This window comes from Gordonia lacunae (genome assembly GCF_002149015.1).
GTDB classification, from domain to species: Bacteria; Actinomycetota; Actinomycetes; order Mycobacteriales; family Mycobacteriaceae; genus Gordonia; species Gordonia lacunae.
Window position 1 is genome coordinate 39,487 of sequence record NZ_NGFO01000007.1, and the last position, 25,477, is coordinate 64,963.

Below are 25,477 nucleotides of genomic sequence, written 5' to 3' on the forward strand. Positions count from 1 at the left end.
ATAAAAGCCAGTCCGGCCTTGGGCGCACGCCGGTGTGCAATGAAAAGCGCTGCGCAACAACGCAGAAAGTCGGCTGGATCGCACGAATTCGGACCGACTGGACTTCTGTGTTTTCTGGACTATGGTCACGAAGGAGAGCGGGACCGACCCGTTGTAGAAGACAACCGATTCGAGGAAAAGTGGCGGAAAAGAATTCGAGTTCAAAAAAGCGCCGGCAAGAACTCAAGGAACGTCGTGAGCGAAAACGGGCCCTCGAGGATGTCTCGTTGATCCGGAAGAGGAAAAGCGCGCGTTGACGCCAACTCTCGCGTCAGCCCGCGCTGCTGAGCGCCCGGGCGATCGTGGGCCAGGCCCGGTGCAGATCCTGATTCCAGTAACCCCACGAGTGGAGACCGGCACGGAAGTCGTAGGTGATGTCGACCCCGGCGCGGTCCGCGCGGCGCTTGAAGCTCTCGGTGCATCGGGCGACGATGCCTTCGAGGACGCCGCCGACAGGTGACGCCAGCCCGGCCAGCCCGAGTGCCGGGTCGGGCAGGCCGTTGCCGACCGCGACGTACACGGGCTTGCCCCGCAGTGCGGACACGTGATCGGCGGGATTGTGGGCATCCCAGGTGCCGTGATCGAGCGGCCCCCACATGTTCTCCGGGTTACCACCTCTCGTGGTGACCGAGGTGGCGGTCGCCTGCCGGAATTCCGGTGAACCCTGATCGAGACAACCGCTGAAGGCGACGACGCCCCGGTAGAGATCTGGATTGCGCACGGCGATGGACATCGCACCCAGCGCCCCCATCGACAGCCCGCCGATCACGTTCCGCCCGTTGCCCCGGAAGCGTCGGTCGACCAGCGGAGGGAGTTCCTCGGTCAGGAAGGTCTCCCACATGTTCCGGCCCAGGACGGGGTCGAGTCGGCGCCAGTCGGTGTAGTACGAACCCGTACCCCCGATGGGCAGGACCACGGTGACGTTCTTGTCGGCGACGAAGCGCGCGATGTCGGTCTGGAACGTCCACCCGCTCTGCGTGTAATTGGTGTAGACCCCACCGTCGATCCCGTCGAGCAGGTACACGGTCGGCCGGGGGCCGGACCGGCCCCGGGGGACGAGCACGCTCACCCGAACGGGCCGCTTCATGGCGGCGGAGTACACCGTCATCGTCGTGCGCGTCGCCGTCTCCGGGGACACCGCGAGGATTCGCGCCGAGTCGCCGAGCCTCGATGGCGTCGCGCCCGCCGTCTGCCCCGTCGAGACGCTCGCGACGATCGCGATCAGAAATGCACAACCGAGCCCTGCGGCTCGCTGCCAGCGTGACACTCTTCGTTCCCCCTCGGACACTGTCCGTCACGAGCCGGCGACCCACCCCCAGGTCGACGTCCGGCATTCGCCGTGTGTCGGTCGATCACGGGTCCGGACACGGACCGCGGACCTATTAGAACAGGTTCGTGGCACTCGTGTGCCCGGAGCGTGCCGACGGTGGGGTTTTGGCCCGTGCAACCCGGGTACCCGAACGAATCCGGGCTGTGGACAGTCGGGATTCACACGACAAAGGAAGGTAGGTGCTCTGTGAGCACATATGTCACCGCGAATCCGACCACCGGTGTGACCGACCGGGAGTTTCCCGGGCTCGACGACAACGACGTGGCGACGGTTGCCGAGCGATCTCTGGCGGCATATCAGGACTGGCGCACGACCGAGGCGTCCGAACGTGCCGCGATGCTCGCGCGGACTGCAGACCTCTACGAGAAGCGAGCCGACGAACTCGCGGCAGTGATCACGACCGAGATGGGAAAACCCGCCAAGGAGGCGGCCGGGGAGGTCCAGCTTGCCGCCGACATCTATCGCTGGTACGCCGAACACGGACCCGATCTCCTCGAAACCGAGGCCCTCGATCCGCAGGGTGCCGAGGCGTCGATCGTGCAGGTCGCCCCGATCGGCCCCCTCGTCGGCGTCATGCCGTGGAATTACCCGTACTATCAGGTCGCTCGATTCGTCGCGCCGAACCTGTTGGCGGGCAACACCGTCATTCTCAAGCATGCGTCGATCTGCGCAGCGTCGTCGGCCCTGATGGCAGAGATCCTGCACGACGCGGGTGTGCCCGCCGACGTGTACATCAACGTGTATGCGAGCAGTGATCAGATCGCAGACCTGCTGGCGCACAAGGCGATACGCGGAGTGTCGCTCACCGGCAGCGAGAAGGCGGGCGCAGCCGTGGCGAAGGTGGCGGCGGAGAACCTCAAGAAGTCCGTGCTCGAGCTCGGGGGATCCGACCCGTTCATCCTCCTCGATTCCGACGACATGGAGCGCACGACGAAGATCGCGGCCCGGGCGCGACTGTCTAACGCCGGGCAGGCCTGCAACTCACCGAAGCGCTTCATCGTGCTCGATGACTTGTACGACGATTTCGTCGACGGGGTGGTGAAGCAGTTCGAGTCGACCGCGGTGGGTGATCCGGCAGACGAGTCCACTCAGATGGGACCACTGTCGTCGCTCTCGGCACGCGACACCGTGGCTGAGCAGGTCGACACGGCGGTGACACAGGGCGCCACGTTGCGGACGGGTGGTAAGCCCGTCCAGAGGGACGGCGCGTTCTTCGAACCCACCGTGCTGACGGACATCACCCCGGAGATGGACGCCTACTCCGAAGAGATCTTCGGTCCGGTCGCCATGATCTACAAGGTCGCCTCCGCCGAGGACGCGGTGGCGCTCGCCAACGACGTCGAGTTCGGCCTGAGCGGGTCGGTGTGGAGCGGCGACATCGACAGTGCGGAGAAGGTCGCCGACCGGCTCGAGGTCGGCATGGCCTACGTCAACGAGCACGGCACCACGTTGCCGGGACTTCCGTTCGGCGGGGTGAAGCGATCCGGCTACGGACGTGAGCTCGGGCGCTGGGGCATGGGCGAGTTCGTCAACACGAAACTGCGGCGCACAGCGTCGGCATAGGCCGAACGGCGCCGGCGATCATCGGGGCGGAACGCCGCTGGGCACGAGGGCGGGCGACGTGACACGCGTCGGCCCGCCCTCGGGTCTGTCTGCGGGGGTCAGCCGCTGGTTTCTCGCGCCCGGGCGACGGCGACGTCCACCCCGTGGTGCCACGGCACCCCGTGGCCGGGAAGGAGCGACTTCGCCTCCGTCGCCGCCAGCGCGTCGAGCGATGCGCGGTTGCGGTCGAGGTCGGCGGTCGCGGATCCGGCGATCATGCGGGGGCCGGTTGCCGCAGTGTAGGGATCGAGAGTCACCAGGGCATCGCCGGCGATCACCGCATCACGTAACGGGAAGTGAAGTGACACATGGCCGTAGGTGTGCCCTGGGGTGGGCACCACCTGCGCGCCGCCGGGAAGTACCGCGTTGTCGCCGAAACTCGTCACGTCCATGTGGTCGACGCCGCGGACCGTGAACGCGCCCGCAACCGCCATCCGTCCGAGCAGGGGCAGCGAGCGCGGATGACGAAGGGGCACTCCGAATCTGGTGGCGTTCTGGTGCGCGTAGCGGTAGGGATGCGATGTCAGCCATGCGTCGTCACGATGAACGTGGACCGGGATTCGCCACTCCCGCGCCAGACGTCGCGCGGTACCCACGTGGTCGAAGTGGCCATGGGTGATGATCAAGTCAGAGACGGCGTCGGTGTCCCGGCCGAGTTCGCGGATGGCTCTGACGAGGGGTTGGTGTGACCGCGGGAGTCCGCAGTCGACGAGGACCAGCCGGTCCCGGTCCTCGACGATGTACTGGTTCGTGTGCGCGTGTTCCAGCCAGTGGATGCCGGGTACGACGTCGCGATGGAAGGTCATGCTCGGACGCATACCCGGAGGTGGCGGCCGCAAACCGTGACGTGACCTCAAAAGTTTGGACAAGACCGGGGGTTTCTGTAATCACCCCGGCCTCTGGCTCGACATGCGGGTTACAGCACCGCGTGAGCGTGATTGCGACACTATCAGTGATGCCGCACAGAAAGCCAATCGCGGACATCGGTGCCGGGGTCAGTCGTCGGAGAAGGCCAACCAGCACAAGTCATTCCGAGCGCGCTGGTCGTCGAGTACCAGCTCGCGCAGCCGATCCGGGAGTTGTTCACGCTGCCAAGCGCATTCGCGCTTGCCCGCATCGGTCCCGTGTTCGGCCCGCACCGCCTTGATCGCGTACGCCGCGGCGCCCAGATCGTGCGATGCGACGTGGGCGGTCACCGCCGCCTGCCCGGCGGCGTACGCGGCGAAGCGCGGTGCACCACGCAGGTCGCGTGCGGCACCCATGGCATGTCCGCCGGCGGCCCGCGACGCCATCATCGCCAGCTCGCCCCGGGTCCACGCGCGGACGGCGGCAATGGCTTCGCGGGGTCGCGCGTCCTCGGGACGTGCCGACTCGAAGAGGGGGAGGACGTGCTCGGCGCATGTCGCGGCCCAGAGTGCCAGCGAGTGATGATCGGCGTCGGTCAGCGTTCCGCCACGACGGATGGTGACCAGACGCGGATCAAGGGTCTTGGGGAGGATCATCGAGACCGCTCCGATCGGCGCGGGGTCGGGCGGGCGCGCCGGGCGACTCGCACCTCGACGTCCTCGGGGGCGAGCAGGGCAGTGTGTTCGGGAACGACGCCGACACGAACGGGACCCTGCTCCGTGTCGGTCACGGTGAGCGGCGCACCGCCGGGTTGGAGATGGTCGTTACCCCACTGCATCAACGACATCACCACCGGAAAGAGGTCGCGGCCCTTGTCGGTGAGCTGATACTCGAACCGTTCCCGCTGGCCGGCTTCGCGGTAGGGCACCTTGGTGAAGATCCCGGCCTCGGTGAGCTCTCTGAGCCGGCTCGACGCGACCGCGTCGGTGATCCCGACGCGGCGACTGAACTGATCGAACCGGGTTGCGCCGTAGAAGGCCTCGCGCAGGATGAGGATCGCGGATCGGGTCCCCACCAGGTCGATCGCCTTCGCGATCGAGCAGCCGCTTGCCTCCCAGCTGTCGCGGTCGGCGAGCGGTCCCTTCAGGTGCATCATGACCCCACCCTACCCTGACTTGACAGAACCATAGCCAGGGCGTAGTCCTGACTATGGCAGACAAAAGTCAGCCGAGATCGGGGCGGCTGGAGTCCGGCCCGCGCACTGATGGAGGATCAGTCATGAGATCAGCGGTCATCGTCGACGCCGTTCGCACGCCCATCGGGAAGGGCAAGCCCACCGGCGCCCTGCACGACGTCCACCCCGTCGACCTCCTCGCGCACAGCCTGCGCGCGATCGTGGACCGCTCGGGTGTGGACCCCGCACTGGTCGACGACGTGATCACCGGGGTCGTCAGCCAGGTGGGGGAGCAGAGTTTCAACATCGCTCGGCGCGCCCTGCTGGCCGCTGGATATCCCGAATCGGTGGCGGGGGTGTCTGTCGACCGTCAGTGCGGCAGTGGTCAGCAAGCCATCGCTTTCGCTGCGCAGGGCATCATCGCGGGCACCTACGACGTCGTGGTCGCGGCGGGAGTCGAGTCGATGTCCCGGATTCCGATGGGCTCGGCTGCGGCCGGTACCGCAGATCTGAACGGGCGGGCATTCGACGAGCGCTACCCGCACGGACTGGTCGGTCAGGGTATCTCGGCCGAACTGATCGCTGCCCGGTGGGACATCTCGCGACGTGAGATCGACGAATTCTCGCTGCGATCACACGATCGGGCCGCCACCGCCACCAAGAACGGACTCTTCGACGACGAACTCGCCGCCCTCGCAGGTCTGACGGCAGACGAGGGTATTCGTCTGGGGGGCAACCTCGCCGATCTGGCGGGACTGCGGCCCGCCTATCACGACGAGTCGATCGCGCGCAGATTCCCCGAGATCGGTTGGAAGATCACCGCCGCGAGCGCGAGTCAGATCAGCGACGGATCCTCGGCGGTGCTGCTCATGAGCGACGAGAAGGCGGCCGAGCTCGGCCTGCGCCCGCGTGCCCGGGTGCACACCATCGCGATTGCGGGCGATGATCCATTGCTGATGCTCACCGGAATCCTTCCGGCGACCCGAAAGGCGTTGTCGCGCAGTGGTCTGAGTATCGAAGACATCGACCTGTTCGAGGTGAACGAGGCCTTCGCGCCGGTGGTGCTGGCGTGGTCCAGGGAGTTCGGGGTGAACGTCGACAAGGTCAACGTCAACGGCGGTGCGATCGCGCTCGGTCATCCGCTGGGTGCCAGCGGTGCCCGCCTTGCGACCACCGGACTCAACGCACTCGAGCAACGCGGGGGGCGCTACCTCCTGCAGACGATGTGTGAGGCAGGCGGACTCGCGAACGCGACCATCTACGAACGTCTGGGCTGACTCTCGCTGATCCGAACGGGCGCGGCGTGATCGCCGGTCCGGTCCACCGGGCCGCACACGCCGCGCCCCTTCGATGCCGTTTGCCGACGTATCCGCTGTTCGGAGCGGGCCCGACGACAGCGCGTTGATCTCACGAGGTGCTGCCCGGGATCTGACCACGTCCGGGTCAGATGGCCGGGTCCTGTTCCGGCTCCTCGCTGCCCGATCTCGTCTGCGCCGGCCCGCCGTCGAGGACGGCGACGATCCCGAGGTCGGCGAGCCGTTCCTGCTCGCTCACCGACAGGGTCTGGATACTGCCGATCCGGCGTGCGACCTCCGGGCGCGCGCGGCGTAGGTAGACGTACCACCCGACGGCGAGCGCGAGGAAGGCGCCGAACACGAGGGGGAGCACGTTGAACGGCCACTCGGGTTGCGGATACACGTTGTTGACGATGACGTAGCCCAGACCGAGTGCGGCGAGACCCGAGACCGTTGCGCTGGCCGGCGTCAGAGCCTTGATCCGGTACAGCCAGATCGGGGTGGCGATCACCACGAGCAGGTAGCTGATGAGAAAGCCCCAGTTGGCCACGTAGGCGCCGTACACGTCGAAGACGAGACGCCCGGCCGAGCTGAACGTCGCGACCACCGCAAACGCAAGGGCGGCCGCACCGACGACGAGAATGCCGACCCACGGAGTCCCGTGGCGTGGGTGCACACGCGCGAGAGCGCGGGGTAGCGCGCCCTCGTGGGCGAACGTGAACAGGGTGCGTGCCGCCGACGTGGTGACGGCGGTGACGAAGACGATGAATGCGATGGCGACCGCGGCGCTGACGAGGGTGTTGATCCAGGAAACGCCGGTCTCATCGGCAAGCTGGGGCAGGACCGCCTTGTCGGTGTCGATCCCGTCGAAGTGCAGGACCTGCGGATAGGTTGCGAGCAGGTACAGCACACCGATGATGAGCACCACCCGGAGCAGGGCACGCGCGATCGTGCGATGGGCTTCGCGGGCTTCGGCGCCGAGCGATGCGACACTCTCGAATCCTGCGTAGGAGCCGACGGCCGTCACCGCCGCCACGAATGTCGCGCTGTTCCCGAGGTTGGACAGGCTCCACTGCTCACTGTCGATGCGGAAGCCGTACGCCACATAGGACGCGCCGATGATCACGGCGATCGCGATCAGCGCCAAGACCTCGAATGCGAGCTCGTATCTGGCCGCGAGAGTTGCGCCGCGCAGCGGAAGGTAGACGCCGACACCGACGACGATCAGCACGAGCAGAAGCTTGAACCATGTTGCCTCGCTGCCCCATCCGATCTCGAACAGGAACGCGTCGACATAGAGGACGCCGCCGAGTGCTCCGGTGGTGGCGAATCCGATGTAACCCAGCAGCAGACTGGTGCCGGCAACGAATGCGAAACCTGGGCCGAGGCCGTTGCCGGTATAGGTACCCAGCGATCCGCTGGACACCGTCCGGCGCGCCTGGAATCCGATGGTGAGCGCGATGAGCAGCACGATCACCAGGCCGATGACCGCGGCCCACGCCGCGCCTTTGCCCGCAGCCGTGAAGAGCGCGAAGGGAACCACGGCGATCGCCACACTGGGTGCGGCGGCGGCCAGTCCCTGGGCGAACACGCCCCAGCCGCCCAGTTCGTTCCTCCGCAGTCCGGTGGTGTCGGCGGAGGTGAGCGTCCGCCCCCGGAGCGACACCGTCGGCGGTGGCGAACTCGCCGCCGGTGATGCGGTTGCGTGAGCGAGGTCGGCCGTGGGTGGGGTCTCTGCCGATGCAGTCATGACTCCCTGTCCTTCTGGTGAACCGATCTCGCAACGAGGTGCGCTGCCGCGCAACGCCTGCAGGAGATCGTTGGTGGGATGAGCCGGTCGAGAAGGAGTATGCGCGCGTGGTGGCACCGGGAGATGTGTTGCGCTCGAACAGGTTCTATGTGTCCGATTCGGGTTCGTTCAGAGTGCGGCCGACGGTGTCGACGCTCCGGCACGTAGATGCTCACGCAAGGTGTGGGTCTCGTATTCGTGGCGGAACAGACCTCGTCGCCGGAGGATCGGCACCAGCTCGTCGACGATGACGTCCAGGCCGTCGGCCAGCACGTCCGGTTGGAGGTTGAAGCCGTCGATTGCCCCGGAGTGGAACCAGTCCTCGATGTGATCGGCGAGTTGCTCGGGTGTCCCGACGAAGCCGGCGTGCCCCGAACCCGTGTATCGGGTCTGCTTCAGATACTCGCGGACCGTCGGTGTGGTCCGCCGGATCTGGGCGACGATCGACTCACGAAAGCCGAGACTGCCGGTGAACGTCTGCGGATCCGCGGGCGCACGCAACACCTCCTCCGGAAACGGTTCGTCGAGTTCGAGTTTCGACGCGTCGTAGCCGATGGCCTGCGACAGCCAGCCGATGGAGTAGGCGGCGGGCCCGCGGTCGTGCAGTTCGTCGCTACGCCTCCGCGCCTCCTCTTCGGTGCTGGCCAAGGAGAGCAGTAGTCCCGGGAGGATCTTGACATCGTCCGGCGAACGTCCCGACGAACGGGCCAGTCGTTTCACGAGCCGGTAGTGTTCGATCGCCTTGTCGCGCGTGAGTTCGGCGGCGAAGACACCCTCGGCCACCCGGCCGGCCAGCGCACGGCCTCGTGCCGAACCGCCGGCCTGGAAGAGAACCGGGCGGCCCTGTGGCGAGGACGGCACCCGCAGCCGGGCGTCCACCGTGAAGAACTCGCCACGGTGACGCACCTCGCGCCCTGACTGAGCCGAATCCCACAGCGCATGAACGACATCGACGAACTCCGCGGCGCGTTCATAGCGATCGTCGCGCAACGGGACGTCGGGGAGGCCGAAGTTGCGCGCGGGCGCCGTTCCCCGGGTCGTCACGATGTTCCATGCGCTGCGTCCGCCGCTGGCGTGGTCGAAGGACAGTAGTCGCTCGGCGAATTCCACCGGATCGTTGAAGGTCGTCGACGCGGTGGCCACCAGACCGACGTTCTCGGTGGTTCCCGCCACGTATCCCCAGTTGACGGTGGGTTCGAGGTGCGCGGGATTGGCGTCGTACGCGGGGTCGCCGAGAGCCGGGACGTCGGCGAGGAACAGCGCATCGAGTGTGTCCCGCTCGGCGGCGGCACCGATCCGTCGCCAGTACGCAGGATCGACGAATGATCGGGCATCGAGCTCCGCCGACTGCCACGCCGCGGGGAGGTAACCGAGCACCAGCACATTGATACCGAGGATGACGTGTCCCTCGCGACGATCGGTCATTGACACTCCTGAGCGTTGGGGAGGCACGGCCTGCTGTCGGTCGCGCGCCGAATGGTCGTCACAACCACGGATGCGGTTGGGGCACCGGGAAAGCCGGTCGGGAGCGCCGGCGCGACGGCACCGAGGTCCCGAGCACCGTACGGAGGGACAGGGCTCGGTCGGTGTGCGCGGCGGTGTCGGTCAACAGGCGTCGTGCGACGCTGAGCACGTCGGCGACATCGGTGTCCGGACCTGCATCGAGCACCACGCGATCGACGCCGTGCGCCGGAATCTCGTCCACGCCCAGCGACGGTGTCGTACCGGCGCCGAGTACGACATCGACCGCGTCGATCACGTCGGCGGTGGGAGCCGGTCCATCCCGTCCAACCCACCAGGCGAGCGCGGACGGGCCGAACGGTGGCTCCGGGATGGTCAGGGGACCCGCGATGGGATACACACCCTCGATGTCGACATGCTGGATCCGGTCGGAGCGCACGAAGATTCCCGTCTCACGATCGCCGATCACCGAGTCGAGCGGCCAACTCTGTTCGAGGTCTCGCACTGCCCGCGCCGCGGCGACACAGTGGTGCCGCGTGATCTCGGCATCATCGCGGCCACGGACCCACGGGTCGATCTCGCCGAGGGAGTGCCTCGGCAGTCCGAACACCACCCCGGTGCGGCCGGCCGAGAGGTGGCCGAGAGACGCGGTGCGACGCGCGAGGTTGTACGGATGGTCGCGCCGTGGGGGAGCCGCGATGAGGACGCGTGCGCTCGTCGTGCGTGCCATCAGGGTTGCGGCTGCAGCGCTGCCGTCGAACGCGACGTGCGCGGCCTCGCCGGCGCGGTCGTCGAGCTGATCGATGCCGATGACAGAGAATGCAAGTGGCAGTTGATCCCAGGCGGTGACGAGCTTCTCATCGCCCAGAAGTTGCACGATGTGGTTGCCGGACAATCCGAGTCCGACGGAGGGCGCGGCCATGGGTCAGTTGCCCTGCCCGCCGCGCCCGGCCGCGAAGAGATCCGGTACCGGGTCGGCCCCGTTCACCACCCAGTCGCCGAGGATGCGTGCCTTGTAGACACGCGGGTTGTGTGACGCCAGGGTCCGCGCGTTGCGCCAATGCCGGTCCAGGAGTGCCGAAGTGGACACACCCGAGGCGCCGAGTGCGTCGAACACCTCGGTCGTCGCGTTGAGTGCCGCGTCGATGATCACGAGCTGTGCCTGATCTGTGGCGACCTGCGCGGTCCGGATGAGACGTGCGCGCTCAACCGAGTCATCGGCAGCGTGCGCGGCAGCCAACCTGTCCAGTTCGCGTGCGGTCTGCCGCAGCGCCGACTCCGCGCCGAACCCATACGCCGACACGCCGCCGATGACCTGCAGCAGTTGTGGATCCGAGGCCGGCACGGGATCGAGTCCCTGGGGGTAGTTACGGCCACGTGATCGCAGTGCGGTGACCCCGTCGCGCAGGGTGGCCCGGACTATCCCGGTGAGGACCGCGAGAATCGCCACCTGGTAGAAGTGCCCCTGGTAGGCGAAACGCTCGGTCACCGGGAAGACGTCTCCGTCCTCGGCGGGCACATCGGTGTAGTTGGCCGTGCCGCTCGCCGTCGTCTGCTGGCCGAACCCGGTCCAGTCATCCACGAGCTCGACGCCGGGGTGGTCGCGTCGGACGAGAGCGGTCAGCAGAGTGCCGTCGTCGGTGCGACCGATCACGTCGAGCCAGTCGGCGAACAGACTGCCGGTCGCATAGAACTTGGCACCGGTGACGCGGTGGCCGTTGCCATCCGGCCGGATGGTGGTGGCCATCGCGGCGAGGGTCCCGTTGTTCGCCTCGGTCCACCCGCCGCCCACGAACTCGCCCGCCAGGAACCGGGAGATCCACCGGTCGTTGGCCGCCGAACGGGGGGCGTTGAGCCGGTCCTCGACGAACGCCAGGTGATTGCGCCAGACATGCGCGACGTTGGCGTCGGCCTCGGCGAGTGCGGCCAGCAGGGCGAAGGTCTGCTCCAGCGACGCGCCTAGTCCGCCGTCGGCAACCGGAATACGAATCCGGCCCAACCCGGCGGCCTTGAGCCAGGACACCTGGTCGTGCGCGAACTCTCGTTTTCGTTCTCGTTCGAGATTCCCTTCGGCGATGCGCCGGAAGACCGGCGCGAAACGTTCGTCGAGTTCGCTGTCGGTGGCTGTCGCCGGCTCGAGGTACACCGGCGCAGTCGGGGCCGCGGTGTCGGTCATGTGCTCACTGCTTTCTGTGGGGGTGAGAGCCGTATGCGGCACGTCGTCTCGCTCAGAACCCGACACCGGAGAACGGCAATCGGTCGGTCCCGAAGAGCGCGTCGAGACGGCGGATGGATCCGGGTCGGTGTTCGACGACCCGCCCGGCGGCCGCGAGCTGGCGCCAACGGGTGCCGCCCAGGTAGGTGGTGGCAAGGGCCGAGACACCCACACTGACGTCCGGTTCGGTCTCGACGCGATGCACCGATTTCGGTCCGATGTGGAACACGCCCGAGTTCCTCGTCAGGAGGGGATCGGAGACCGCGACGGTCACCGGATCCTCGTCGCGGTAGGTCCGTGCGTCGAGGGCGGCGTCGACGTCGATGAGGCGTAGCCAGGTCTCGTCGTGCTCCGGCCCGAGTTCGAGTGCCCGAGGATCGTCGAGTGCAACGACGATCGGGTCGTCGAGCGCCAGGGCCGTGATGGCCACCGCGTCCACCAGATCGAGTGTGAGGAGGTGATGCCACAGGCCCGCGTGCGCCGCGTCGTTCGTGGCGACGAACTCGGTGACGGTGACGGTCCGTGTGCGGCTGCCGAACCACTGCTCGGGATCCTCGGCCCGGTAGACGACGTAACCGTCGTCGACACCCGCGGTGTTGTGGAGGACGACATGAATGGGGCCGGGCTCGCCGGCGCGGCGGATTCGTTGCAGCTCCCACCACGCGCCCGGCAGCCCCACGGTTCCCGGTGAGTTCACCCGATCGGCCACGGCCACGAGTTGATCGTTCGTCGCCGCGTCGTCGATCAGTCGTACCCGGCCCTCGGCGGGCACCGTGGACCGTAATCGGGTGCGCCGACGATCCAGGCGAGCCGACCGACTGGAGGAGGCGATCCCGTAGCCGAACCGCTCGTAGATGACCGCCTCCGATGCCCGGAGTGTCGCAACGATCTCCCCGCGGTTGTGTGCGTCGTCGAACTGCGCGGCCATGAGTCTGCTGAGCACACCCTGCCGACGGTGGGTCGGCAGCACTCCGACGTGGGTGACAGCAGCGTGTGGGACCCGCGCACCCCCGGGAACCGCAAGCCACCCACTGTAGGAATCGACTCCGCCGATGACCACTCCGGACTCGAGCGCGCCGATGAATCGGCCGGGCTGGGTGATGGTCGTGGCATCGATGTCCATCGTCGGCAGGCCGACCATGGCCCGGAGGAAGGTGCCGAAGCCCGACCTCACCTCGTCAGGGTCGGACAGATGCCGGAACTCGATGGTCACTCGCACGAGTATCTTCGTCCCGCGTCCGGAGAGCGAGTGTTTCGCGCGGCCGGATTTCATTCCTTCGTTCGGGAATCAAACTGTCGGGCAACGAAACCGACCAACGCTATTCCGGACGTGAGCCATCGGATCACGGTGAGCCGAAGAGATGCCGGATCGATCGCCCGGCCCGTAGCGTCGTGCCCCGACGTGCGCTGCGAACTCCTCGGCGCACCCCTACGAGGAACGGTCTTCACGCCCATGCTCATCAAGCGGATTCGTCGTCGTGGCGCCATCGCTGTCGCCCTGACACTCACGGTCGCCGTCGTGGTGACCGCCTGCGGCGGTGGCGGGGGTGACTCGATCACGTCGAAGAACCCGATCGACACCCTGGTGGTCGGGCTCTACACGGAGCCGACGGCGATCGACCCGCAGCGCGAGTACTTCTGGGAGACGTTCCGTGCGTCCCGCAACATCTACGAGCCGCTGGTACAGGAAGTGCTGTCGACCAACGAGGGTGTGACCGAACTGGCGCCCGGTCTGGCGACGGCATGGCGCCACAGTCCCGACGCCACCACCTGGACCTTCGATCTCCGACACGGGGTCAAGTTCCACGACGGGACCGACTTCGACGCGGCCGCTCTTGATTTCAACGTCAGACGGTTCTCGGATCCGGGGTTCGAGTTCTTCGACGAGAAGAGCGCGGCCATGCTCAAGGCGCGTTTCAATGATCTCGCCGGTACCCGTGTCGTCGACGACCATACCTACGAGTTCACCTTCAATCGGCCATACCTGGGCTTCCCGCGGCTTCTCGCCCAGTCCATCGGGTCGCCGTTGATCTTCAGCCCCGCGGCGCTGCGTCAGTACGGGAACGACGGCTTGTCCGAGCACCCCACCGGTACCGGGCCTTACCGGTTCGTTGAACGAAAGATCAACGACCACATCACTCTCGACCGCAACGACGCTTATTGGGGTGCGGCGCCGGCGCTTCGGCGGTTGGTGTTCCGGACCATTCCGAACAATCAGAGCCGGCTGGCCGCCTTCCAGAGCGGTGAGATCGACATCCTCACCCGAGTTCAGCCGACGGACGTCGAATTGCTCGAGAGGCAGGGCGCCTCGGTGCCTGCCGGTACCGCGGCGCAGCTCGACTATGTGTCGTTCCTGTTCGGCAACCGCTGGGCCCAGAACCCCACTGTGCGCGAGGCTGTCTCGCTCGCCATTGATCGGCAGAGCCTGGCCGACAACATCTATTCCGGCCACGCGCAACCGCTGTGGTCGTTTCTCAACCCCGGCAACGAGGCATACGATCCGCAGTTGCGCACCTACTCGTACGATCCCGATCGTGCGCGGGAAGTGCTGGCCGACAACGACATCGACGGCGGTCAGGTATCGTTCAACATCATCGCTGATCTCGCGGGACAGCCCGAAGCGGAAGCCATCTCGGCGAACCTGAAAGCGGTCGGTATCGATGCGCCGGTCGTCGCCCTCGAACGAGGCAACTATTCGTCCCGGATCTCCAATCCGCAACCCGATGACGGGTTCCACCTCGGCGAATACGGGGGTACCTACCCGGAGTGGGCGCTGGAGGGGTTCAACTCGACGGTCGTGGCGAACGGCGGTCAACGCTTCGTCGACTATCCGGCGATCACGCGCGCGCTCGACGCGGCGCGCTACACGAGCGACCCGAGTACTCGGATTGCGAACTGGCAGAACGCCGACAAGGTCCTCGCAGCCGATCACGCGGTGATCCCGACGGTGAATTTCACCCGGTACTACGCGATCTCACCGCAGGTGCGTGGATTCGTGTGGCCGAACACCAACTGGTACGACCTCGGTCCGGTGTCGAAGGAGGGCTGATGACGACGACGCTGCTCGAGAAGCGCACGGACCCAGGAGTACCCGGATCCCGGACACCCGAGGCCGCCGGGCGGCCGGCGACACGGTGGAACACGTTGCGACGCACCGCACGACGACATCGTCTGGCCCTGCGCATCGCGGGCCGCGTGCTGCTGCTCGTGCCCGTGTTGTTCGTCATCTCGGTGCTGGTCTTCCTACTCGGGAAGGCCAGCCCGGGCGACCCGATCAAGGCCGCCCTGCACGGGGTGCTGCCGCCCGATGCGGTGGCCGACCTGCAACGGGCCTACGGACTCGATGAGGGTGTGGTCGTGCAGTACCTCACCTGGGTGTCGAGCCTGTTCACCGACGGCGGCGGTCGCTCGATCATCAACGGTTCGGTTGTCTTCGACACCCTGGGTACCGCCTTCGGCAACACACTGATCCTCACAGCAGCGGCGGTGGTGCTGTCGGTGGTCTTCGGTGTGCTCATCGGCACCATCGCTGCGCTGAACCACAATCGTTTCGTCGACCGCGCGATCATGCTGTTGGTTCAGATCGGCTCCAATCTGTCGGTCTACTGGTTCGGTCTGGTCCTGATCTGGCTCTTCGCGCTCGAGTGGAAGGTGCTGCCCGCCACCGGGATGCGGGATGCCGGTGGTGACGGGGGAGTGGGCGACCTGCTCCACCACCTCATCCTTCCCGCGTTCTCGGCCGCGCTGATCTCGATGCTGATCCTGGCCCGGTTCGCCCGTGCCGGTGTGATCGAGAGCCTGGAGTCCGACTACGTCCGGACGCTGCGCAGCCAGGGGTTGCCGCGGTGGCGGATCCTGACCAAGCATGTCGGACGCAACGTCGCACCACTCATCGTGACCACGACGGGCCTGGAGATCGGCACGCTGTTGAGCGGGGCGGTGTTCGTCGAGTTCGTGTTCAGTTGGCCCGGTGTGGGAACCGATCTCATGAACGCGATCAGCGCCCACGACTTCCCCGTCATCCAGGGTGGGGTCATGTTGGTCACCGTGGTCTTCGTGATCGTCAATCTCGCGACCGACATCGTCGCGGACCTGTTGGACCCGAGATTGAGGAATTGACATGGTCATCAACGACGAAGAAGTACGCGGTCGGAGACAACCGACAGCGCCCGGCCGAAGATGGACACGGCCGGCCTGGACTCACCACCGGCAGTTGGTGGTGGCCGTCTCGGTCCTGACGATCGTGCTGCTCATCTCCCTGCTCGCTCCCTGGCTGGCGCCGAATGACCCGACGCTGGGCGACGCCGCGGCGCGCTATCTGCCGCCCGGAACCGCCGGTCACGTCTTCGGCACCGACGAGCAAGGCCGGGACATCCTCAGTCGACTGATCTGGGGCGGCCGCGCCACGATCGTTCCGACCGCGATCGCCACGTCGGTCGCCGTGGTCATCGGCTCCGCGATCGGCCTGCTCGCCGGATGGTCCCGGTCATGGGTTTCCGGGATGGTCATGCGGATCGTCGACATCCTCTTCGCGTTCCCGGTCGTCATCGTCGCCTTCGCACTGGCAGAGGTCATCGGCATGGGGGTATGGGTGGTCGCCGCGTCGGTCGTGTTCGCGGCGGTTCCTTACGTCACCCGTATCGTCTACGCGGAGACCCGGCGACAGCGCGAACACGAGTACGTCGACGCCGCAATCGGTCTCGGCGCATCCACCCGGACCATTCTTCGAACCGAGATCCTGCCGAATGTCGGCGCGACCATCATCGTCTACTGGACGAGCCTCATCGGCATCCTCATCGTCCTGGCGTCCAGCCTCAGTGCGCTAGGCATAGGTGTGCAACCGCCGGCGCCCGACTGGGGGCGAATGGTGGCGGAGGGAGCCAAGGTGCTGATCTCGGGTAGCCCGTTCGTGGCGATCGTTCCCGGTATCGCGATCCTCGTCGTGGGACTGGCATTCAACTGGCTCGGTGACGGCCTCCGAGATGTTCTCGATCCGCGATGGAGCGCCCACCGATGAGCACGACGGAGGGCGATATCGATCGTCGCGCAGCGACGTCCGATACGCCCATATTGAGTGTCGACGGCCTGTCCGTCCGATTTCCGCAGCGGAGTGGCGCGGTGGAGGCGGTCACCGACCTGACATTCGACCTGCCGCGGAACCACGTTCTGGCTCTGGTGGGGGAGTCGGGTTCGGGCAAGAGCGTGACCGCGTCGGCAATCGCCGGGCTCTTGCCCGGCAGTGCCCGCCCGGAGGTCGATGGTTCGATCTCGTTGGCGGGTAGTCAGATCGTCGGCGCCGCCGAGAAGGACCTGAATGCGCTGCGCGGCACGACAGTCGGCACCATCTTCCAGAATCCGGCCACATCGTTCGACCCGTCGTTCACGATCGGTGGTCAACTCGTCGAGCTGATCCGGTTACATCGCGAGGTCAGCAGGGCCGAAGCCCGCGAGGTGGCCGGGGAATGGCTGGATCGGGTGGGAATCCGCGACACAGCACGGGTCCTCGGCAGCTATCCGCACCAGCTCAGCGGCGGCATGCGCCAGCGCGTCATGATCGCGGTGGCGTGTATCCCCGAGCCCGATCTCCTCATCGCCGACGAGCCGACCACCGCCTTGGATCCGACGCTGTCCGTACGGATCCTGGATCTCATCGCGGATCTGCGCGCTGAGCTGGGGATGGCGGTGCTGCTGGTGACGCACGATTTCGGGGTCGTGGCGCGTCTCAGCGATTCCGTAGCGGTCCTGCGTCACGGCCGTCTGGTGGAGTACGGCCCGACACGGCAAGTGCTCGAGGACCCGCAACAGGAGTACACCCGGAACCTGATCACCGCGGTGCCGGAGTTGTCCGCGGACGCCCACCTCGACGATCGTGACGCACCGTCGGACGATGCGGTTCCCTCCGCGGTGATCGACGGGGTGTCGAAGATCTTCGACGCAACGGGACGGCGTGCTGCGGACTTCACCGCTCTCGACGATGTGTCGATCCGTGTCGGGCGAGGTCGGGCGCTGGGGGTGATCGGCGAATCAGGCTCGGGAAAGTCGACTCTCGCAAGGATTCTGGCGGGCCTCGATGCCGTCACGAGCGGACGCGTGACGATTCACCGCGAGGGCGGTGAGGTCGAGGTGTCGTCCTTGCGCGGCGCTGAACGCGCCCGTCATGTGCAGCTCGTCTTCCAGGATCACGGCAGTGCACTCAACCCCCGGATTCCGGTCGGTGAACAGATTTCCCGTCCGATTCGGCGTCTGGGTCTGCTCACCGGCGCACGGTCGTTGCGGCGTCGCGCGGATGAACTGCTCGGGCTCGTGGGCCTGGAACCGGACGTGATCCGAGATCGGTTCCCGCACCAGCTGTCCGGTGGCCAGCGGCAGCGGGTCGGAATCGCCCGCGCTCTGGGCGTCGGACCGGCGCTGGTGATCCTGGATGAGCCGACATCGGCGTTGGACGTGACGACCCAGGACGAGATTCTGCGCCTGCTCACGAATCTGCGGTCGACGACCGAGGTGACCTTTGTGCTGATCGCCCACGACCTGGCGGTGGTGCAGGCGTTCGCCGACGACGTGGTGGTGCTGGACCGAGGTCGAGTGGTCGATCGTTTCGATGCCCAGGATTTCCGCGCTCCGGAACGAGATCCGGTGACCCGCCGCCTGGTCGATGCGGTGTTGCCGCCGCGTCCTCCGGTCGTGCGATCAGTGGCACCGGCGTAGAAATGCCGCGGGTCGGCGACGATGACCGGACCCGCGGCACCTACTGCCGACCACTGTTGACTCAGGCTCCGCGGTCACCCTCCGAAGCACCCACCAGTTGCGCCTCTCCCGGCAGGTCCTCCTTCTTGGCCAGCGCACTGGGCCACCACACCGGACGGCCGATGTCGTAGACGAGTGCCGGGACCAGGAGAGTCCGGACGATCAACGCGTCGAGGAGAACGCCGAAGGCGACGATGAAAGCGATCTGCGCAAGGAAGATCAGCGGGATCACCGCCAGCGCGGAGAAAGTCGCGGCGAGGACCACTCCGGCGGAGGTGATGACCCCGCCGGTCACGGTCAGTCCGCGCAGAACGCCTCGGCGCGTTCCTATCTGGAGTGCCTCCTCGCGTACCCGGGTCATCAGGAAGATGTTGTAGTCGATGCCCAGGGCCACCAGGAACACGAACGCGAACAGGGGCACGACCGGATCAGCACCGGGGAATCCGAGGATGTGATTGAACACGATCGACGAGATGCCCAGTGTCGCCGCGAAACTCAGGATGACCGTGGCCATCAGGAGGACGGGGGCGACGATTGCCCGGAGTAGCGCGCACAGAATGAGCAGCACCACGACGCTGACGATCGGGATGATCAGGTTCCGGTCGTGGATGGCGGTTGTCTTCGTGTCGAGGTCGACCGCCGTCGGTCCGCCGACGAGTGCGTCGGCGTCGTCCACGTTCCCCACGGCGTCGCGAAGACGCTCGATGGTCTCCTCGGCGGCAAGCGAATCCGCCGGGTCGGTCAGCGTCGCCTGCATGGCGACACGTCCGTCCACGGTCTTGGGTGTGCCGCCCGGGTCCGTGACCGGGACGACCTCGGCGACACCGTCGACGTTCGCGGCTGCAGTCTGAACCTGCTGCAGTGACGCACCGTTGGCGATGATGACCGCGGGTGAGCCGTCTCCGGCGTCGAAGTGGGCGGAGAGCACCTCTTGGCCCTTCTGCGACTCGACCGGCAGCAAGAAGGTGTCGGACTGCGCGACCCCGTCCGCCTTGAACTGGGGAAGGAACAGTGCGAAGAGAACGAGGAGCAAGGTCGTGGCCACCCAGAAGCGGCGGGGATGTCGCCCGATGCGGTTTGCCAGTGCGCCCCAGAACCGGTGGTTGCTGCTGTCGTCACGCTGCGCGGCCTCGGGTTCGACGACCGGCCGTTTGGGCCAGAATGCGGTGCGTCCCAACAGTGTCAGAGCCGCGGGGAGGAAGGTCATCGAGGCCAGGAAGGAGGCCGCGATACCGATCGCCGCGACCGGGCCGAGCCCGCGGTTTGAATTCAGGTCCGACAACAGCAGACACAGCACGCCGGCGATCACCGTGCCGGCGGAGGCCGCGACCGGTTCGAGGGTCGCGCGCCACGCGGCCCTCATCGCGTCGTACTTGTCGGCGGTCAGCCGTAGTTCTTCTCGGTACCGGGACACCAGCAGCAGCGCGTAGTCGGTTGCGGCACCGAACACCAGGATGAAGAGGATGCCCTGGCTCTGGCCGTTGAGCGTGAGCACGTCGTTCGACGCGAGCACGTAGACCAGGAGGCTCGCGAGTCCGAGTGCGAAGACGGCGGACACGATGACCACGAACGGCAGTATCGGACTGCGATACACCACGATCAGGATGAGGATGACGACCGCGCCGGCAACGAGTAGCAGCAGTCCGTCGATCCCGCCGAATGCGGTCGTGAGGTCACCCGCTGTGCCTGCGGGGCCGGTCACGTACACCGACAACCCCTCGGGTGGGCCGTTCGCGAGGGCCGCACGCAGTGCCTCGACACTCTCCGATATCTCGCCCGAGGAGTCGACGGGAACGATCACCTGGATCGCTTGGCCGTCCTGGGAGCGGATCGGCGGCGACGTTCGCTCAGCAATGCCGTCGGTGCCGGCCACCGTGCCCACGGCGTCGGACACGAAGGCGAGATCGGCGTCGGAGATCCCGGTGGTGCGTTCGGCGACCACCACCGCGGGGATCTCGGAAGAGTCGACGAAGTCGGCCTCGAGACGGGAGACCTCGGTGGCCTCCGCGGAGGCGGGGAGGAACGAGGTGTTGTCGTTCGCCTGCACGTCGCCGAGTTTTCCGGCGAACGGCCCGCCGACCGAGCCCAGGGCCAGCCATCCGATGACCAACAAGGCTGGCAGAATCCATCGCAAGCGACTGACTCGTCGAGCAGGGGTGGGTGGGTTCACGGGGCTTCCGTTCGTTGGTTGCGGCTGACGTGCGACAGCACCATGATGTTCAGCAGGCTGAACAATTGCAAGTCGGTGGAGTGTGACGTCGAGAATCGGCAGGATGCGGTGAACAACGGGAACGACGGGATGGACGGGTGGCCGACGGGTCGACTGCTGTCGGCGGCGGCAAGGATGGTCGAGCACGCCTGGGAGGCGGTGCTGCGGGAGTACGACATCTCCAGCGCCGGACTCGTCGTCCTGCATGTGGTGAGCACGGGGCCCGCCACCCAGCGTGAGATAGCCAAAAAGGCGAGGGTGACGGATCAGACGGCGAGTCGCACCATCGAACGCTTGGAACGCATGGGCTATGTGCGCCGGCAGGTCGACCCCGACGACGAGCGGCGCAAACACGTGAGCTCGACTCCGGCCGGGACCGAGGTCTATCACGCCCTGCTCGAGCGCGAGCGAACCGATCCGGCACTGATCGCGTCCATCGGTGAAGCAGAACCGGAGCTTCGCCGGTTGCTGCTCGAATTGATTCGGGCGCAACAGGATCGGAGTTCGGGATCACCATGATGGGCGCGGCTGGGCTCAGCCCGCGTCGCGGGCGGCTTCGAGTCCGGCGACGAGGGCGTCGACCTTTGCCCGGTTCTCGGCCGACGTCATCACACCGACGAATGGCGGACGCGAGAAGGTGAGCGTCACCTGGAGGAGTTGTTCCCGTTCGCCGCCGAACAACTTCTTGCGCCGATCGGTCTCCGTGACCTGGGCAGACACGAACGACGCCGCCGGCAACCGTGTCTTGGAGGCGCCGCCCCGGAGCTTCTCGAACCACTCCCCGTCGAGCACGACCGTTTCATTCGACAGACCATGGATCTCGAGCACGTGATACCCCTCGTCCCTGCGGATGTGTCGTGATCACGATATCCGCCGAGAACGGCGACGCCGGGGTTTGCGGGAGATCGAAACGCCCTTGTCCATCGAGACCCGTGCGCACTACTGTGCGATCGTGCATTCACCGACCGGCGGACCGATACCCCACTTGATGACCGATGGCTGAGGTGAGACTCCGGCGGGCCGACGGCGCCGACACGGACCGTTTGGTGGAGGTGTGGCGTTCGGCGGTCGAAGCGACGCACCATTTTCTGAGTCCCGCGGACGTCGAGGGCTTTGCCGATCGACTCGCGCACGACTATTTCCCCGCGGTGGAGTTGGTCGTCGCGGAGGTCGACGGAGTGGTCGTCGGCTTCAGCGGGACGGCCGACAACCGGCTCGAGATGCTGTTCGTCGACTCGGCCGCCCACGGGCAGGGCATCGGCACGGCGCTTCTCGATCACGCGGTCGAGCACGCCGGCGTCGAGGAGCTCGACGTCAACGAACAGAATCCGGGCGCCGTGGAGTTCTATCGGCGCAAAGGGTTCGAACAGGTGGGTCGCTCGGCCGTGGATTCGGGCGGCCGGCCGTTCCCGATTCTGCACCTGCGCCGGCGCGCGGTTCCGTAGCGACGATGCGCGCTGTTTCCGCACTGCGACCTCAGAATTCAGCAGCTCACAGCCGGACGTGACGGACTGCGACAGATGCTCGACGCAGCTGATGACGCACCGGGGTCAGCCGGGGACGGGTGAGCACGAGTCCGGCATCATCGGCGATGTGTTCGACCACCTGGTCGACACTGCGCCCGCCCGCGGGCACATGGGTTGCGAATCGGTCCTCGCGGAGCGCAGCGACGCACCTCTCCGTCTGCTGCATCGCCCAGGTCTCGTCGGCGCCGAGGATCGGGCCGAGGCGGTGGGCAAGACGAGCTCTGAGGCGGCGATGGATCACCTCGACGGGAGCGGACAGGGTGTAGTGCCGAACGTCGACGCCGGACTCGACGAGTCCGCCGACGATCTCGTCGAAGTAGTCGCCGACGACGAGCGTCATGGGAACGATCACGGGGGAACCGCTCGATCGTTCAGCGTCCAGGAGGGTGTGGGTGACACCCGTTCGCCACTGCGGTAGATCCTGGAAGTCGTCGCGTCGAGCGGGCGGCAGCATCTTGTGCATGGCGAACCCCAGGAGTTCGGGATCTGCGACATGCGCGGCCGGCAGCCGGCGGTGGAGTTCGTGAGCGGTCTGTGTCTTGCCGACGCCGAAGGCGCCGTTGATCCAGATCAGCATGTGTCGAGGCTACCCACGGCGGGGCCGTCTGCCGGTCGCGGCGACGGGCAGGGCCGGCGTCGGCCGCCGGGGTCAGGAGTCGTGCCGTCGGTCCTTCTTGGTCTGGCGGCGCGCGCCGGCCGCGATGGTCGACGCCTCATACTTCTTGCGGCCTGGCGAGTCGCGGGTGTCGTCGGCACGATCTCGTCCCGACGAGGCGACCTTGCCCTCGCCGTTGCTCTTGTCCTTGCGTGCCTTGCCGCCGTCCGCGGATGGTGCCGGGTTCTCGGTGCGTGCGCGTGCCAGTCGCTCGGCCTTCAGCTCCAGGGCGGCGTCGCGGGACACCCGGACCAATCGCCGACTCACCCGGCTCAGGGCGTCCTCGAACACCTCCGCTTTGGCGGCGTTCCGGACATTCGCTTTCTTGGCGCTCCCGCGCCCGCCTTTGGCCTTGACCTTCTCGGCTCCAGCTCGTCGGTACAGGGTGACATGTTTGTTCCGAGCGCGCCGGATGCGGGAATGGAGGTCGAGCAAGTCGTCCTCGTCGAGCCCGGCCATCTGCGACTTCTTGGTCTCCCGAACGAGAAGATAGTCGCTCTCGGACAGAGAATTCAGAGTCTTCTTCATGCCGGTCCTCTTTCACCACATCGTCCGGTTGGTGCACTGATGGTAGATGTCGACGTCCGTTTCGAGCTCGGTTTCCGCCTGATCCTCGCGAGACGGAGAGCGGTTCAGGTACCCGAAGGTGCGGGCGGCGCCCCCATCGGCCGGTCGTAGGCCTTCTCGACCTCCGGGCGAAGTCGGGCGTCCTCGGTCGCCTTGCGGGCAGCAGTGGTCCACATCTGCGTGACCATCGGCAGATAGTAGGTGGCCGGAGACCCGAGGATGTACGTGGCGTTGCCCTCGACGAAGGTCTTGTTGGCCGGGTCGTGGAGTCCGATCATGCTGTAGTCATTGTGCACGGGACGTCCTTCGCCCTGTCCACCAACAGAATTCGATGCGCTGTGGTTTCGACGAGCGGCGTCGGTCATCAGATCGCGGTTGGGTGCGTCGGCCCAGTAGTCGTATTGCCGCGCAACGATCTTGACGGTGTACCGGGTGTCGTCGGGAAAATTGTTTCCGCCATAGTCTGCTCGGCAGCCGCCTTGATTGGCGCATCCGTTGTATTTGGATTCGAGATCACCGGTGAGTACGAACATCACTGTTGCGGGATCGATGTCGCTCGTTGGCCCATAGGTGCGCAGCCAATCGTCTTGAACCTGCGCACCCTGACTGTGACCCACCACGATCTTCCGCCCCGGGATCTCGTGCAGCATCTCGTTGAGCTTGTCCCGCCCGCGGTGGGTGTTCGTCGCGCCGGGGAAGTTGTTGTAGGGCACCTTCACGACGCGATTCGGTGTTGCGAACAATTCGCCGCGCAGCCAATTCGTCGGCAGGGAACGGAACGCCGGGTCGAGTGTCAGGACGGTTGCGCCGCCCGGATCCGGGGCTGCACCGGCGACCGGTGACCACTGTCCGATCGCGGTCGCCAGTATGAGAACAAGAATGATCCGCAGATATCGCTTCGTCATCGATTCGCCGCCTCACGGTCTCATCACTGTCTATCACAGGGATAAATGGCGGCAGGACGATCAGGAATAGGGACGGCGGTCCGTATGTGAGCGAATCGCCGCAACGCGGATGACCGTGAACGGTCGACGACGAGCAGTCAGGTGATCGATGCGATCGCCCTGTCGGCGGCCGTCGGTGCGAGATAGTCGATGACGGGCAGCAGCGTACGTACGGCGGCCGGCGCCACCGAGGTCGGACGATGCGTGATCGCACGGACGATCCACCGGCCGGCCTCCTCGACGGTGAGTGCCGGGGTGTTGTCGTACGCCGCTGTTGGCGCGATCATGTCGGTGCGAACGAGTGGGAAGTAGACGTTCGTGGCCCGAATCGGGCTGTGGGGATTCTCCGCGTTGAGGCTGCGGCCGAAGATGGCCAGTGCAGTCTTCGACGCGGCGTAGGCCGAGAACCTGGGAAAAGTGTTCGCCATGATTCCCCATGTACACACGTTGACGATGTGCCCCGACCGTCGGTCGACCATGTCCGGTAACAAGCCGAGCGACAGCTGAACGGGGGCGAGGTAGTTGAGACGCATGGTGCGCTGGTAGTCGTGGAGTCGGTCGGTGGAGTCGAGAATTGTCCGACGGATCGAATGGCCTGCGTTGTTGACCAACACATCGACCGATTCACCGCGAAGTTCGTCGATCAACGCATCGGTCGCGGCCTCGTCGGAGAGGTCACAGAGTTTGTGGTCGCAACCGGTCTCGTCGGACAGTTCGATCAGTTCCTGCCGGCGTCGTGCGACTGCTATCACGTGCGCGCCGCGGGCGGTCAGCTGCCGCACGGATTCCCGACCGATCCCTGCTGATGCGCCGGTCACCACCACGGTCAGCCCTTGGACACTGCGTCCTTCACCGGCGATCGCCTCCGAGACCACGCGGGGTAGCAGGGTGCGGCGTTGCAGCGCCATGCCGACGCCCCTGCCGAGGGCTGCTTGCAACTCGGTGCCGAGCTTGCTCATCGGGTTTTCTCCTTTGATCACGGGGCCGAACCGCCGTCGCGCACCCGTGCCGAGGACGTGACAGCGGCGTTGACTCTACGGTAAATTACCTTTGAGTCAACGGGTGCGCGGTAGCTCACCGT

At 66.5% G+C, this 25,477-nt stretch carries 23 protein-coding genes; 8 read left to right on the forward strand and 15 right to left on the reverse strand.

Annotated features, from left to right (window positions below):
• Positions 1–310: 310 nt before the first annotated feature.
• Entirely contained in the window at positions 311–1,306 is a 996-nt protein-coding gene (locus tag CA982_RS07810) for an alpha/beta hydrolase (RefSeq protein WP_086534772.1), read from the reverse strand.
• 249 nt (positions 1,307–1,555) lie between these two features.
• Here CA982_RS07810 and CA982_RS07815 point away from each other — a divergent pair, with 249 nt between their 5' ends.
• The gene (locus tag CA982_RS07815) at positions 1,556–2,932 is read left to right on the forward strand and encodes an NAD-dependent succinate-semialdehyde dehydrogenase (RefSeq protein WP_086534773.1); all 1,377 of its coding nucleotides are present in this window, start codon (positions 1,556–1,558) and stop codon (positions 2,930–2,932) included.
• A 98-nt stretch (positions 2,933–3,030) separates the two neighbouring features.
• Here CA982_RS07815 and CA982_RS07820 read toward each other — a convergent pair whose 3' ends face one another.
• From CA982_RS07820 to CA982_RS07830, 3 genes are all read right to left on the reverse strand, one after another.
• Positions 3,031–3,777 (reverse strand): MBL fold metallo-hydrolase, encoded by a 747-nt coding sequence (locus CA982_RS07820; protein WP_086534909.1) that lies wholly within the window; start codon positions 3,775–3,777, stop codon positions 3,031–3,033.
• A 189-nt stretch (positions 3,778–3,966) separates the two neighbouring features.
• Positions 3,967–4,473 (reverse strand): putative immunity protein, encoded by a 507-nt coding sequence (locus tag CA982_RS07825; protein ID WP_086534774.1) that lies wholly within the window; start codon positions 4,471–4,473, stop codon positions 3,967–3,969.
• Positions 4,470–4,973 (reverse strand): winged helix-turn-helix transcriptional regulator, encoded by a 504-nt coding sequence (locus tag CA982_RS07830; RefSeq protein WP_086534775.1) that lies wholly within the window; start codon positions 4,971–4,973, stop codon positions 4,470–4,472. Before CA982_RS07830 ends, CA982_RS07825 begins: the two co-directional genes overlap by 4 nt.
• A gap of 122 nt (positions 4,974–5,095) precedes the next feature.
• Between CA982_RS07830 and CA982_RS07835 the strand changes: the two genes are divergently transcribed.
• The gene (locus CA982_RS07835; RefSeq protein ID WP_086534776.1) at positions 5,096–6,268 is read left to right on the forward strand and encodes an acetyl-CoA C-acyltransferase; all 1,173 of its coding nucleotides are present in this window, start codon (positions 5,096–5,098) and stop codon (positions 6,266–6,268) included.
• A 166-nt stretch (positions 6,269–6,434) separates the two neighbouring features.
• Here the strand turns inward: CA982_RS07835 and CA982_RS07840 are convergent, their stop codons facing one another.
• The 5 genes from CA982_RS07840 to CA982_RS07860 form a co-directional block, all read right to left on the reverse strand.
• Complete coding sequence (locus tag CA982_RS07840; protein ID WP_086534777.1) at positions 6,435–8,036, reverse strand: APC family permease; 1,602 nt, start codon at positions 8,034–8,036, stop codon at positions 6,435–6,437.
• Positions 8,037–8,204: 168 nt separating this feature from the next.
• Positions 8,205–9,500 carry an NtaA/DmoA family FMN-dependent monooxygenase gene (locus tag CA982_RS07845; RefSeq protein WP_086534778.1) on the reverse strand — a complete coding sequence of 432 codons (1,296 nt, stop codon included), beginning with the start codon at positions 9,498–9,500 and terminating at the stop codon, positions 8,205–8,207.
• 58 nt (positions 9,501–9,558) lie between these two features.
• Positions 9,559–10,458 (reverse strand): LLM class oxidoreductase, encoded by a 900-nt coding sequence (locus tag CA982_RS07850; RefSeq protein ID WP_086534779.1) that lies wholly within the window; start codon positions 10,456–10,458, stop codon positions 9,559–9,561.
• 3 nt (positions 10,459–10,461) lie between these two features.
• Positions 10,462–11,712 (reverse strand): acyl-CoA dehydrogenase family protein, encoded by a 1,251-nt coding sequence (locus CA982_RS07855; protein WP_086534780.1) that lies wholly within the window; start codon positions 11,710–11,712, stop codon positions 10,462–10,464.
• A 52-nt stretch (positions 11,713–11,764) separates the two neighbouring features.
• Positions 11,765–12,964, reverse strand: coding sequence for a GNAT family N-acetyltransferase (locus CA982_RS07860; protein ID WP_086534910.1), 1,200 nt, complete (start codon positions 12,962–12,964; stop codon positions 11,765–11,767).
• 135 nt (positions 12,965–13,099) lie between these two features.
• Between CA982_RS07860 and CA982_RS07865 the strand changes: the two genes are divergently transcribed.
• Genes CA982_RS07865 through CA982_RS07880 form a run of 4 tightly spaced genes read left to right on the forward strand, consistent with a single transcriptional unit; the run spans position 13,100 to position 18,456 of the window.
• The gene (locus tag CA982_RS07865; protein WP_244176162.1) at positions 13,100–14,800 is read left to right on the forward strand and encodes an ABC transporter substrate-binding protein; all 1,701 of its coding nucleotides are present in this window, start codon (positions 13,100–13,102) and stop codon (positions 14,798–14,800) included.
• A complete protein-coding gene (locus CA982_RS07870; RefSeq protein ID WP_086534781.1) occupies positions 14,800–15,870 on the forward strand; it encodes an ABC transporter permease in 1,071 nt (356 codons plus the stop codon). Before CA982_RS07865 ends, CA982_RS07870 begins: the two co-directional genes overlap by 1 nt.
• Position 15,871: 1 nt before the next feature.
• Positions 15,872–16,768, forward strand: coding sequence for an ABC transporter permease (locus CA982_RS07875; RefSeq protein WP_086534782.1), 897 nt, complete (start codon positions 15,872–15,874; stop codon positions 16,766–16,768).
• Entirely contained in the window at positions 16,765–18,456 is a 1,692-nt protein-coding gene (locus CA982_RS07880) for an ATP-binding cassette domain-containing protein (protein ID WP_086534912.1), read from the forward strand. The genes CA982_RS07875 and CA982_RS07880 overlap by 4 nt, the downstream gene beginning before the upstream one ends.
• A gap of 61 nt (positions 18,457–18,517) precedes the next feature.
• Here CA982_RS07880 and CA982_RS07885 read toward each other — a convergent pair whose 3' ends face one another.
• Positions 18,518–20,665, reverse strand: a complete 2,148-nt coding sequence (locus tag CA982_RS07885) for an MMPL family transporter (RefSeq protein WP_086534783.1) — start codon at positions 20,663–20,665, stop codon at positions 18,518–18,520.
• Positions 20,666–20,707: 42 nt separating this feature from the next.
• Between CA982_RS07885 and CA982_RS07890 the strand changes: the two genes are divergently transcribed.
• Positions 20,708–21,223 carry a MarR family winged helix-turn-helix transcriptional regulator gene (locus CA982_RS07890; protein WP_086534784.1) on the forward strand — a complete coding sequence of 172 codons (516 nt, stop codon included), beginning with the start codon at positions 20,708–20,710 and terminating at the stop codon, positions 21,221–21,223.
• Between the two features lie 15 nt (positions 21,224–21,238).
• Here CA982_RS07890 and CA982_RS07895 read toward each other — a convergent pair whose 3' ends face one another.
• Positions 21,239–21,532 (reverse strand): hypothetical protein, encoded by a 294-nt coding sequence (locus tag CA982_RS07895; protein ID WP_086534785.1) that lies wholly within the window; start codon positions 21,530–21,532, stop codon positions 21,239–21,241.
• A 167-nt stretch (positions 21,533–21,699) separates the two neighbouring features.
• On the opposite strand from CA982_RS07895, the gene CA982_RS07900 reads away from it, so the two are divergent.
• The gene (locus CA982_RS07900) at positions 21,700–22,149 is read left to right on the forward strand and encodes a GNAT family N-acetyltransferase (RefSeq protein ID WP_086534786.1); all 450 of its coding nucleotides are present in this window, start codon (positions 21,700–21,702) and stop codon (positions 22,147–22,149) included.
• A gap of 46 nt (positions 22,150–22,195) precedes the next feature.
• On the opposite strand, the gene CA982_RS07905 is transcribed toward CA982_RS07900, so the two are convergent.
• The 4 genes from CA982_RS07905 to CA982_RS07920 all read right to left on the reverse strand — a co-directional run bounded on the left by CA982_RS07905 (position 22,196) and on the right by CA982_RS07920 (position 25,355).
• Positions 22,196–22,807, reverse strand: coding sequence for an AAA family ATPase (locus CA982_RS07905; RefSeq protein ID WP_086534787.1), 612 nt, complete (start codon positions 22,805–22,807; stop codon positions 22,196–22,198).
• A gap of 72 nt (positions 22,808–22,879) precedes the next feature.
• On the reverse strand, positions 22,880–23,413 hold the full coding sequence (locus CA982_RS07910) for a hypothetical protein (RefSeq protein WP_086534788.1): 534 nt from the start codon (positions 23,411–23,413) through the stop codon (positions 22,880–22,882).
• 104 nt (positions 23,414–23,517) lie between these two features.
• Entirely contained in the window at positions 23,518–24,357 is an 840-nt protein-coding gene (locus tag CA982_RS07915) for a PE-PPE domain-containing protein (protein WP_144066001.1), read from the reverse strand.
• 137 nt (positions 24,358–24,494) lie between these two features.
• Positions 24,495–25,355 carry an SDR family NAD(P)-dependent oxidoreductase gene (locus tag CA982_RS07920; protein WP_086534789.1) on the reverse strand — a complete coding sequence of 287 codons (861 nt, stop codon included), beginning with the start codon at positions 25,353–25,355 and terminating at the stop codon, positions 24,495–24,497.
• Between the last annotated feature and the right edge of the window lie 122 nt (positions 25,356–25,477).